We start from the raw sequence: 11,409 nt of genomic DNA on the forward strand, positions 1-11,409 counted from the left end.
AAATTTCAATATAATCTTATAAAAATGAAATATCAGAATTAAAAGGTTCATTCAGAAGTTCAAAATTAAGTGCTTTTTTGTACGTGCATCTATAAAGTGCGTAAAATATATTGATTTATCAAGATAATTTAGCGCAACTCATATTGAATTGCCCTCGGAATATCGTCAAACTCTTTTATTTCAAACCTGTTTCATATTGAATCAATAAAAATTACTTACTTGCATGTCATAAGCGGGGTTGGCGTGTGAATAAAAATTGTTAAAGAAAGAACTAAAAGTACCCCTTATGAACCGTTTCAAGTGCCAAGGGTGTCGTAGGGGGTGGGTAAATATAACGATGGTGCCGATTTGCTTCTTCATAAGCGAACAAAGGACAGATCCTGAAATTTAAATCTAAGATTTCTATTCCTTCTTAATTCTCATTGATAGAAAAAATGAGATATTCTACGTGTTTAAATTTTTCTTTTAAAGATTAAGAAATGGTCATTAGGGATACAAAAGTCTCCATTAGCAAACATGTTTACGAATAAACAAGGTTATTTAAATCTGAAAGAATTGGGAAGTGCTACGGAAATGGCTTTTTTCATAACAGTAGGGAGCGCTTCTTTGGCAAGATGTTGAATGTTGCACCACCAACCATTTTCACAATTCATTTCATGAATATCTTCAGTATAGTAGACATCGAGTTTTAGAGAAAAGTGAGTAAAAACATGCGTAATTTGCCCTTTGAATTGCCAATTGGCAGGAAAGGGGGCGTTTTGGAGCCCATTTTTGTTGTTTATATCAATATTGTTAGGAATTTGGGTCATTCCACCAAGGAGTTTTTGCGTCTGTCGTTTTTCCAAATAAATTTGTTTGTTTTTATTAAGAACCACAAAGGCACTACCTGTTTTTGAAGGGCGTTCTTTTTTAGGGGCTTTAACTGGAAAAGACTCCGGTTGTTGCATCTTTGCCGCTTTGCATAAACTTTGAAGAGGGCAGATATAACAAGATGGTTTGCGTGGGGTACAAATGGTTGCTCCCAAATCCATCATTGCTTGAGCAAAGTCGCCAGGACGATTTAAAGCAGTAATTTTTTGTGTTTTTTCTTTAATTTCAGCTTTTGCTTTTGGTAATATTGAAGCGATAGCAAAAAGGCGCGCTATTACACGTTCTACATTACCATCAACCACTGCTACAGGGTGGTTAAAAGCAATTGCGGCAATGGCTGCGGCAGTATACTCTCCAATACCGGCTAGAGTTCGCAATTCTTTTACAGATTGTGGAAATTGTCCTGCGTAGTTTTCAACAAGCTGTCTCGCACATTTTTTAAGATTACGTGCGCGTGAATAGTAACCAAGTCCAGCCCATGCTTTCATAATATCATCTTGTGAGGCTATTGCTAAAGAAGGAAGATCAGGCCAAAATTTCAGAAATTTTTTAAAATAGGGCTTAACCGTTTCAACTGTTGTTTGTTGCAGCATGATTTCAGAAAGCCAAACCTGATAAGGATCAGGACGGATACCTTGTCTTTGCTCTTCGGGGGTAATCCGCCATGGGAGGTTTCTATGATTTTGATCGTACCAAGAAAGGAGGTGCGAAGAAATTTCATACATGATTGTTTTCAAGCATAGAGAGATGTAAAATGCAAAAGAAAAAATATTTATTTTGTAATTCTTTTTTTTTGCTCTTTTATTGTCGAGACCCTGGTGAGGAGTGGATTTTTATTTTGTTGATATTTTATAAATTAGGGAGGCAATTATTTTTAGATAAAACAAATTATTGTAATTGAGTAAACGGTTGAAAAATGATCTAAAAATGAGAAAACAACTAAAAAAACATATCTTTTATTCTCTTTCTGAGACGGTATTCAAAATACTTGATCCCGTTTTGCGCAAACGGACAGGGCTAAATGTAGAGCTTATAGAGCATTGGCCACAAATTGTGGGCCATGATATCAGTGAACATACAATGCCGCTTAAAATTATTTGGAAACGTCGTGCAGATCAAGATGAAGTTTTTCAGCCAGCAACACTTGTTGTCGCATGTGAAGGATTTGCGGCGTTGAAATTGATGCATGAAACAGAGGAATTTCTTCATAAAATTAATGGATTTTTTGGCTATATTGCTATTGATCGCATCAAGATTGAACAAAGGCGTCTGTCGGTTTTTATGAATCATTTGCCTCTAAAGTCGACTTTGAGTGAACAAGACAAAAAATGCGTGGAGAAAATGCTTGAAGGAATTGAAGATAAAAGTTTACGCCAATCACTTTATAAACTTGGCTGTTGCATTTTCTCGGAAAAAAATAATAAATAGCAAGATATTTTATATATATTTTCTTTAATATATGAGAAAGCATTGGATTCCTATTCGTTTAATACCAACAGAAAAGTATTATTTATGGTAAAATTTCGTTCTTTTTTATCTTTCGGGATAATTTTTCTCTTCATAACGATTGTACAAAATAGTGTAACAGTTGCTTTAGCGCGTGATCTCAAACCAGTGGCAACAGTTGATATGGCTGAGCTTCTCCAATCAAGTAAAGTAAAGGATCGCTTTGAGGGAGAGGCGGATGCACCAGTCATCATTGTTGAGTATGCTTCGTTAACATGTGTTCATTGTGCACATTTTTACAACGATATACTTCCTCAAATTCGTAAAAAATATATCAAAACAGGAAAAGTGAAACTGATTTTCCGAGAATATGCTTTTGATCCTCGGGCAACAGCAGGTTTTATGTTAGCACGGTGTGCACCAGAAGATCGCTATTTCCCTTTGATAGAAGTTTTATTTCAAAAACAAAATGAGTGGGTTTGGGGAAAAGATGCTCTGACACCATTGAAAAAAATTAGCTTAATGGCGGGTTTTTCAGATGAAAGTTTTACTGCGTGTTTGAAAAATCAGACCATTTTAGATGAAGTGAATGCATCTTTTGAGCGTGGTAAAGAACTTGGTGTGACAGCAACGCCTACTTTCTTTATCAATGGAAATAAATATGAAGGTGCTATGAAAGTAGAAGACTTTTTTTCGGTGATTGATAGTTTTCTTAAAAACTGAATCTTAATCTTCTAGAAGATAGATGGTGATGTGGTCATTATCTCTTTTAAGAAGGTTAGGTATTATGCATTTATGAAGCGATCTTTTTTATTTCGCCGATTTTGAATCATTTAAGTTAAGCCTAGGTTGAATGGTGTTTTGATGCTGATATGGGAGGATTTGTACAATGAAAAAATGGGTTTATAGTTTTGGAGATGGAAACGCAGAAGGAAGTGCAAGCGAGCGTAATCTTCTCGGAGGTAAAGGGGCTAATTTAGCAGAAATGAGTAGTCTTGGTTTGCCCGTACCGCCAGGATTTACTCTGACAACAGAAGTCTGTAATTTTTATTACGCACATGACAAATCATACCCAGAAGAGCTACAGGAATCTGTTAAGCAAGCATTAAGACGCGTTGGTGAACAAACAGGACGTGAATTTGGTAATGAGCAAAGACCACTTTTGCTTTCTGTTCGTTCAGGGGCTAGGGCTTCTATGCCAGGAATGATGGATACAGTGCTTAACCTTGGCATGAATGATAAGACTGTAAAAGCTATTGCTTTACAAGCTAATAATGAACGGTTTGCTTATGATAGTTATCGGCGTTTTATCCAAATGTATTCTAACGTTGTTTTGGGGGTAGACCATTCTTATTTTGAAGAGATTCTTGATGAGGTAAAAGAACGCAATGGTTACACTATTGATACAGAAATGACAGCAGATGATTGGAAACATGTTATTGCTTCTTATAAAGCATATATTGAAGAAAAATTAGGAATCCCTTTTCCACAAGATCCTGAACAGCAATTATGGGGGGCGATTGGAGCCGTTTTTTCAAGTTGGATGACAGCACGCGCAGTCACTTATCGTCGTTTACATAGCATTCCTGAAAGTTGGGGAACGGCAGTTAATGTGCAAGCTATGGTTTTCGGCAACATGGGTGAAGATTCGGCAACAGGTGTTGCTTTTACACGCAATCCATCGACAGGAAAAAAAGAACTTTACGGTGAATTTTTAGTTAATGCGCAAGGAGAAGATGTTGTGGCGGGTATTCGAACGCCTCAAAATATTACAGAAAATGCGCGTATTGTTGCTGGTTCAAATAAGCCGTCTTTAGAAAAAATTATGCCTGAGGCTTTTTTGAAGTTATGTCAGATCGCGCAGAAGCTTGAGCAGCATTATCGGGATATGCAAGATCTCGAATTTACCATTGAAAAAGGTAAATTATGGATGCTGCAGACTCGTTCGGGAAAACGTACGGCTCGTGCAGCTCTCAAGATGGCAATTGAAATGGTTGAGGAGGGGTTAATAAGCCGTGAAGAAGCGGTAATGCGTATTGATGCAAAGTCACTTGACCAACTTTTACATCCAACACTTGATCCCAAAGCAGAGCGTTTTGTTATAGGACGTGGTTTACCTGCTTCTCCTGGAGCAGCAACCGGTGAAATTGTTTTTACTTCGGAAGAGGCAGAAACTGTGTCAGCAGAAGGGCGAAAAGTTATTTTGGTCCGTGTGGAAACAAGCCCAGAAGATATTCATGGTATGCATGCTGCAGAAGGAATTTTAACAACGCGTGGCGGCATGACAAGTCACGCTGCTGTTGTTGCGCGTGGAATGGGAAAACCATGTATTTCTGGTGCTGGTAGTGTGCGGATTGATTATAATACAAATACGCTATTTGCTTCAGGAGAAAGCTTTAAAAAAGGCGATGTTATCACGATTGATGGTGGAAGTGGGGAAATTTTCAAAGGGAAAGTTGCAATGTTGCAGCCTAAGCTTTGCGGAGACTTTGCAAAATTAATGGAATGGGCTGATGGGATGCGACGTATAAGAGTTCGCGCCAATGCTGAGACACCATCTGATGCCCGTATGGGGCGTTCTTTCGGGGCTGAAGGTATAGGTCTTTGTCGTACGGAGCATATGTTTTTTTCTGGAGAACGTATTGTTGCCATGCGTGAAATGATTTTAAGTCATGATGAAAATGGTCGTCGTAAAGCACTAGATAAGCTTTTGCCAATGCAGCGTTCAGATTTTAGTGAATTATTTGAAATTATGTGTGGTTTACCTGTTACCATTCGTTTGTTAGATCCGCCACTCCATGAGTTTTTGCCTAAAACGAAAGCAGAAATTCTTGATGTTGCAACAGCTATGGGGGTTTCTGCTGAAGTGCTTGCTGAACGTGCTCAGCAGTTACACGAATTTAATCCTATGCTTGGATTACGAGGATGCCGTTTAGCTATTACTTATCCTGAAATTGCAGAAATGCAAGCGCGGGCGATTTTTGAAGCAGCAGCAGAATCTGCCCAAAAATCTGGATCTCCTGTTATGCTTGAAATTATGGTGCCATTGGTTGCTCTTAAATCTGAACTCGATTTTGTAAAAGCGCGTATTGATCAGGTTGCTGAGGAAGTGATGAAAGAAAAGGGAGGTACTATTCAATATATGGTTGGGACGATGATTGAACTTCCAAGGGCAGCGCTTCGAGCAGATGAAATTGCTGAAACTGCTGAATTTTTTTCATTTGGAACAAACGATTTGACACAAACTACTTTTGGGATTTCCCGTGATGATGCTGCTCCTTTTTTGGCAACCTATTTTCAAAAAGGTCTTTTAGAGCAAGATCCTTTCGTATCTATTGACCGTGATGGAGTAGGGGAACTTATTACCATTGCTGCACAGCGTGGACGCTCAAAGCGTGCAAAAATAAAATTGGGAATTTGCGGTGAACATGGAGGCGATCCTGCCTCTATTGCTTTATGTGAAGAAAATAACCTAGATTATGTTTCGTGTTCTCCTTTTCGAGTACCAATTGCTCGTTTAGCAGCAGCTCAGGCCGCAATAGCAAAAAGGATGTAATGGGTTAATATTTTTTGTTGTATAGTTATTACAGAAATAAATTTTTATATATTTTTTATTTTCTTTAATAAAGGGAATAAAAATGCTTCTAAAATGCACGATAAGTTATGTTACGCGAGAAAGTGTTTTTTTAGAGGTTTATGAGAGAAAATATAAAGCAGGATAGACAAAAGATATATTATTAATCACTTTCTATTGGCGAACCTCTTGATAGAGAGAAACGTGTTATTGTGCAGTCAATTTATGCATTTGCTTTTTTATAGGGGAATGAGCTCCTCACGCAAGATAGAATGCTGCAAACAAATGCATTTTTTTGCATATCATGCTGTTTGAGATAGACATTTCTCAGTAGATGCCCCATTTCACATTGACATTCGTGGAATGGGGATTATGTAAAACTCTCCGTAAGTTTATGAAAATCTTCCCAAAATTTATAAACTCCATTATGCGCTACCGTCTTTACACTTATGAAGGAATATCAAAGTTACACAATCTGTTGATTTATAATGATAATTTTTTATTTCTTATATTGAATGAAAGCTGTAAATATCATAAAATCCTCTCATTTCGACTTTTTTTATAATGAATCAATCAAAACCATGTTTTTTGTGTGTTATAGGCGGGATGAGTGTCTGTGGATAAAAAAATAAAGTAAGGATATGCCTTTTATGAATCATCTCAAATGTCAAGAGCTGTCACAAATTGAAGGTAGGTAAATGTGTAATGGTGCCGGCTTGCTTCTTGACAAAAAGCGTAAAGATGATGCGCGGCGCGTGCAGTGGGGCTGCTATTATTATTCACGGGCGTTGTTGCGAAGTGGTCTTGGGTGCTTTAGAGATGTTTTTTAAGAAAGCCCGTGAATGGCAATCCAAGTATATTCTGTTTGGGACATTTTATTTTAGGTGAGGGGGAGTGAGGCCAAAAAGACATGTGATAAATAAAAGCATGAGGCAATAGGTAATCTCCATTAAAGATATTACTTTAGATGTTATTGAAAGGTGTAAAGCTGAATTAAAAGGAAATGGCAAAGATAAAAACTGGTTTTTACCTTAAATTTTCATATTCTTTCCAAATTAGGCTGTTTTCCTGTTTTAAGGAGATTATACAAACAGAGATGCGCAATATTCTTGCCTCCATTTGGCATACAAAAGCTATGAGAGCTGAGAGAAGTACTAAACTGTCTTAATATTTGTTTCAAACATACTGCTGCGTTAGGTTTGGATGTTGATTTATAGGCAATACTAAACGCACACGCTCTCTTAGGAAAACAATGTCATAAAACACATAATTTTCCAGCAATAGATTGGAGAGAAGTGCTGGTTTTTTATCAGACACTTTGCGAAACAACAATCATAACACAACTAGCCTTACGTCTACTTATCTTTACAGATGTTTGCACAAATTCTTTGCATCATATTTATAAAGATCAAATTGACGATAATATATGGACAATTCGTGGCTCGATGATATGAAAGGTTTACGTGATACTACAAAAATTTCGTGTTCTTTTATCATCAGAGGCAATAAAAATGGTAGAACGAGCACGTTTGCTATTTTGCAATATTTCTTTTTTCTGCAATCGGTTGTGTTTTTTTTGCAGCAAATTGTACGGCTCAATATGTAATGTGTAAGAAAACCATTCTGATTGATTGAATATAAGAGGGCTTGAGATGAAGGAATGTTTGAGGGGAATATTAAATAAACGAAAGATGAATTATCATTATAAATTAAGAGATTACTTCAATTTAATAAACCAACTTCACGCATTTTCATTAAAATTGTGTGATTAATTTTACCTGTTACAGGAAGATCAAATATTTTTTGAAACTGTTTTAAAGCTTCTATCGTCTTTTGATCTTCTATTCCTGTGACAACAACCTCCTCATTCCCAAAAATATGTAAAGCTTTTTGCACTTGTATAATATCTTCAACAGAAGGCTCTAAAATAGCTTCTTTTAAGTGTGTCATATTTTTTGTATTGTTTGTTTCTATTTCGCTTTGCTTAATTAATATCGCGATTTCATCTGTTGCGGGATTAGATAGAACATTCTTTTGCATTCTCTGAGCAGTTTGCTGTTTCCATAAAGTGATGGCTCGGCGTGTTTTAGGTCCTTCCAGTCCATCTAATGGTCCATCATAAAGGCCTAATTTTGTTAGTTCTTTTTGCTTTTCCAGCATGCTTGCTGATTGAGAGGGTAAAGGTGAATTTGTGTGGTTCTGACTTTGAGAATGTACAGAAGTTACACGGGAGAGTTCTTGTGATTTTTCTTCTTTTTCCGATAAAATAGAGCTCTTACCTATACTTTGAACAGAGGAAAATTTCATTTGAGTTAAAATATTTTGATGCGTTGTCATTTGCAAAAATAAAGCATTAAATGAAATAAATAAAAAACTAATGCTAAAAAGAAGAGATCCAACAAAAAATAAAGTATTTTTTCTTGTATAGAAATAAAGAGTTTTTACACACCAAAAAATAAAATGAAAAATTATAAGAAGAAGCGTTATAACAATACTACTATAGTATTTACGGTGTTTTACATTTTTTTTTCGGTATGTCTTTCGTTTTGTTGCCATTACTTTTATTTTCAGTTGCGTTTATTTTTTACAAAGAAACAAATATAAATTAGGAAACGAATATGAATCAGTTCTTATTTTCAGACAGCGAAAAGTGCATTGACATTATTGATTTTCCTTTCAAACTCCTAGAACGAGCGGCTTCATTATATCAATTTATAAGTTGATAAATCAACAAGAGTTCTTATCAACTTTTATTCATTTCATTTTATTTTATATAAATCTTTAATGTGTATAAAGAGAGCACCAAATGATTAGCATTCAAGATCATTTTGGTGTTTGCAAACTGCATTATCACATATAATTATCTAAACAATAATGCCACGTTATTCTTCATTTTGGGGCATATGTTTGGCTATTATTTAAACTAAAATTGAAAATATTTGCCTATAACACTAAACAGATGACAATCATTATCTATTCTTTATAATTTACATATAGATGGTTACTTATCCATAAACGGTTTGGTAAGAATAATTATCTATCAATATTATTATATTTTTGTATAAATTCCTTCTATTAAATAATTTTCATAAGTATCAATTAAATTGATGTTTACAATGTTATAGAAAAAAACTGGTTTGAGATGTAATCATAAGAGATGCAGTTATTTTTTTGATGTTTTTATCGACATGTTGACTATTTTTATAACATTCCAGTAAAAATTTTATAGATAATATAAATATTTTATCGACACTAGAATCAGAATAACAGAGTTTACTCTTGTTAGCCTTTTCAACTAAGCTAAGATGGTGGATTATTATTTAAAATAATTATGTACACAACATGATTATCTCTCTCATTTTTTATCATAGTATGTTTATTAACATGACCAGCTTGTAAGTGTATAATTTTGATGTTAATTTTTTACTGAATAGACAATGTATCCCATTTTATGCAGCGGAATTGTGCCATATTTATAAAAAAGCCAATGATATAGATCCAATACATGAATACTCAATTTTATAAAAAGTACATTTTATAAATTGTTTATAAAGCAACGGTGGATAAAATGCTTCTTTTATTGTATTTACCACTGCGGTACATTGATTATCCATGATACGTTTTTTAATCAAATTATCATTTTTTTTATTTTTTATTTTTGTCATTGTTTCATTTTTTGTAGCAGATCCAAGCAGTAATCATTCTTCTATCCCCAAAAATAATGAGACAACAACGAGCGATGTGATTATTGCTTTTAAGGAAGCCTTAAATGACTTAGGCGCATTTTGTGACCGTAATATAAAAACCTGCAAAGTAGGAAAATCCTTTTTAAGTTCACTTGGCGAGCGCGCATATTACGGTGCAAGAGCTGCTTATGAATATTTAGGGAACATATTAGGAAACAAAAATAATATCAGAGACTTTCCCTAATGTTTCTTACAAAATCGAAATACAAGAGTTTTTACAAAACCATGCAATGTTATCTTGAAATAAGGATTTTTAACGTTCTTCGTGTTATTTATGTTAGGAAGAATAAATATTTATTTTTTATAAGTGTATTCAAGAATGATTATTCAAACGAAACAGGACTAAAATAATGGCGGACACAATCGGTAATATTATAGATAACTTTTCGCTTTTGGATAATTGGGAAGATCGTTATCGTTATGTCATCGAGCTTGGCTATGAATTGCCACCTTTTCCGGAAAGCGCTCGAAACGATGCTCACAAAGTTCCTGGTTGTGTTAGCCAAGTGTGGCTTTTATCTTCACGTAATAACTCAGAAGATCCAATATTGACGTTTCAAGGTGATTCCGATGCTCATATTGTGCGTGGACTCATTTATATACTTCTTGCTTTTTATTCAGGCAAAAAAGCTTCTGAAATTCGCAATTCTGATGCTCAAGAGCTCTTTGAAAAACTTGGTTTAAATGAAAATCTTACACCACAACGATCAAATGGTCTGAAATCAATGATTAAACGGATTCGTAACGAAAGCTATATGTAATACCTTTGGTAGAAATTGCTATATATACAAAAGCTTCACACAAAACATGTATACTAAAATAAACTTTATACATGAAATCATTTTTTCGTAAAATAAGATTATTTAGTTTTTTTCCGTTTGCTTTTGCGTCCAAGCCCCATTTCTTTGGCCAAAGCCGATCGTGTTTTTGCATAATTAGGCGCTACCATAGGATAAGAACTATCTAACTGCCATTTTTCACGATATTCCTCTGGCAACATTCCATAATGTGTCATGAGATGACGCTTTAGAGATTTAAACTTCTTTCCATCTTCAAGGCAAATGAGATAATCAGGAAATACTGAACGCTTCGGATTAACGGCAGGCCTTTGTTTTTCAACTTCGACTTCTGTTAACTCTAGATTCCCTGCTTTACGAAAAGCAGCATGGACATCAGCAATTAAACTTGGCACTTCAGTCGGTCGAATAGAATTATTACTCACGTAGGCAGCAACAATATCAGCAACCAATGTAATAACTAAATTGCTTTCAGTCTCTAAGACTGCACGATGTTCCATTCTTGTTTCCTTTAATTTAAAATTGAGTAATTCAAAATCGAGATATAGTGCATATACTCATGATATAAAGATCTCATGCACATGAGTTTCATATTGTACAAAAATCTTTTTTGTCAATTCAATTATTCTATAAAATTGCCAAAACACAAAAAAATCAAATAAATACCCATTTTTTGTCATAATATACAATAAGAAAAACGAAATTATTACATGATAAAATATATTTTTACCCTATAACATATCATACATAATATATAATACATCACAAATATAAAAAAATATATGATAAAATTTATTTATTTTTTTTGAGAACGTAAAAATAAAATTACTAATTATAAAAAATATAATATATAAATTATTATATTTTGTTTTGAATACTTATAGTTTAGTAAGTTTATGTTTAATAAGTTTTAAATTTATTTTTATTATTTATATTTATAAAATTTAATAATAAAAACATACTATATTATAAATAT

9 protein-coding genes are annotated in these 11,409 nt (G+C 34.3%); 6 read left to right on the top strand and 3 right to left on the bottom strand.

Annotation, left to right across the window (positions count from 1 at the left end):
* Nucleotides 1-536: 536 nt before the first annotated feature.
* Entirely contained in the window at nucleotides 537-1,595 is a 1,059-nt protein-coding gene (gene mutY, locus ACFIN0_RS01390) for an A/G-specific adenine glycosylase (protein WP_375607797.1), read from the bottom strand.
* A 202-nt stretch (nucleotides 1,596-1,797) separates the two neighbouring features.
* On the opposite strand from mutY, the gene ACFIN0_RS01395 reads away from it, so the two are divergent.
* From ACFIN0_RS01395 to ACFIN0_RS01410, 4 genes are all read left to right on the top strand, one after another.
* A complete protein-coding gene (locus tag ACFIN0_RS01395) occupies nucleotides 1,798-2,298 on the top strand; it encodes a DUF721 domain-containing protein (protein ID WP_375701763.1) in 501 nt (166 codons plus the stop codon).
* Nucleotides 2,299-2,382: 84 nt separating this feature from the next.
* A complete protein-coding gene (locus ACFIN0_RS01400) occupies nucleotides 2,383-3,039 on the top strand; it encodes a DsbA family protein (protein WP_375606390.1) in 657 nt (218 codons plus the stop codon).
* A 166-nt stretch (nucleotides 3,040-3,205) separates the two neighbouring features.
* Nucleotides 3,206-5,872 carry a pyruvate, phosphate dikinase gene (gene ppdK, locus ACFIN0_RS01405; protein ID WP_375610094.1) on the top strand — a complete coding sequence of 889 codons (2,667 nt, stop codon included), beginning with the start codon at nucleotides 3,206-3,208 and terminating at the stop codon, nucleotides 5,870-5,872.
* A 716-nt stretch (nucleotides 5,873-6,588) separates the two neighbouring features.
* Nucleotides 6,589-6,720 (top strand): hypothetical protein, encoded by a 132-nt coding sequence (locus ACFIN0_RS01410; protein ID WP_375610095.1) that lies wholly within the window; start codon nucleotides 6,589-6,591, stop codon nucleotides 6,718-6,720.
* 892 nt (nucleotides 6,721-7,612) lie between these two features.
* Here ACFIN0_RS01410 and ACFIN0_RS01415 read toward each other — a convergent pair.
* Nucleotides 7,613-8,446, bottom strand: a complete 834-nt coding sequence (locus ACFIN0_RS01415; protein WP_375610096.1) for a peptidoglycan-binding domain-containing protein — start codon at nucleotides 8,444-8,446, stop codon at nucleotides 7,613-7,615.
* A gap of 1,056 nt (nucleotides 8,447-9,502) precedes the next feature.
* On the opposite strand from ACFIN0_RS01415, the gene ACFIN0_RS01420 reads away from it, so the two are divergent.
* Nucleotides 9,503-9,820 (top strand): DUF5330 domain-containing protein, encoded by a 318-nt coding sequence (locus ACFIN0_RS01420; protein ID WP_375610097.1) that lies wholly within the window; start codon nucleotides 9,503-9,505, stop codon nucleotides 9,818-9,820.
* A gap of 166 nt (nucleotides 9,821-9,986) precedes the next feature.
* Nucleotides 9,987-10,397, top strand: a complete 411-nt coding sequence (locus ACFIN0_RS01425) for a SufE family protein (RefSeq protein ID WP_375606387.1) — start codon at nucleotides 9,987-9,989, stop codon at nucleotides 10,395-10,397.
* A 98-nt stretch (nucleotides 10,398-10,495) separates the two neighbouring features.
* Here ACFIN0_RS01425 and ACFIN0_RS01430 read toward each other — a convergent pair whose 3' ends face one another.
* A complete protein-coding gene (locus ACFIN0_RS01430; protein WP_012754848.1) occupies nucleotides 10,496-10,933 on the bottom strand; it encodes a MucR family transcriptional regulator in 438 nt (145 codons plus the stop codon).
* Between the last annotated feature and the right edge of the window lie 476 nt (nucleotides 10,934-11,409).

This window comes from Bartonella sp. AA89HNZF (assembly GCF_042196905.1).
GTDB lineage: Bacteria > Pseudomonadota > Alphaproteobacteria > Rhizobiales > Rhizobiaceae > Bartonella.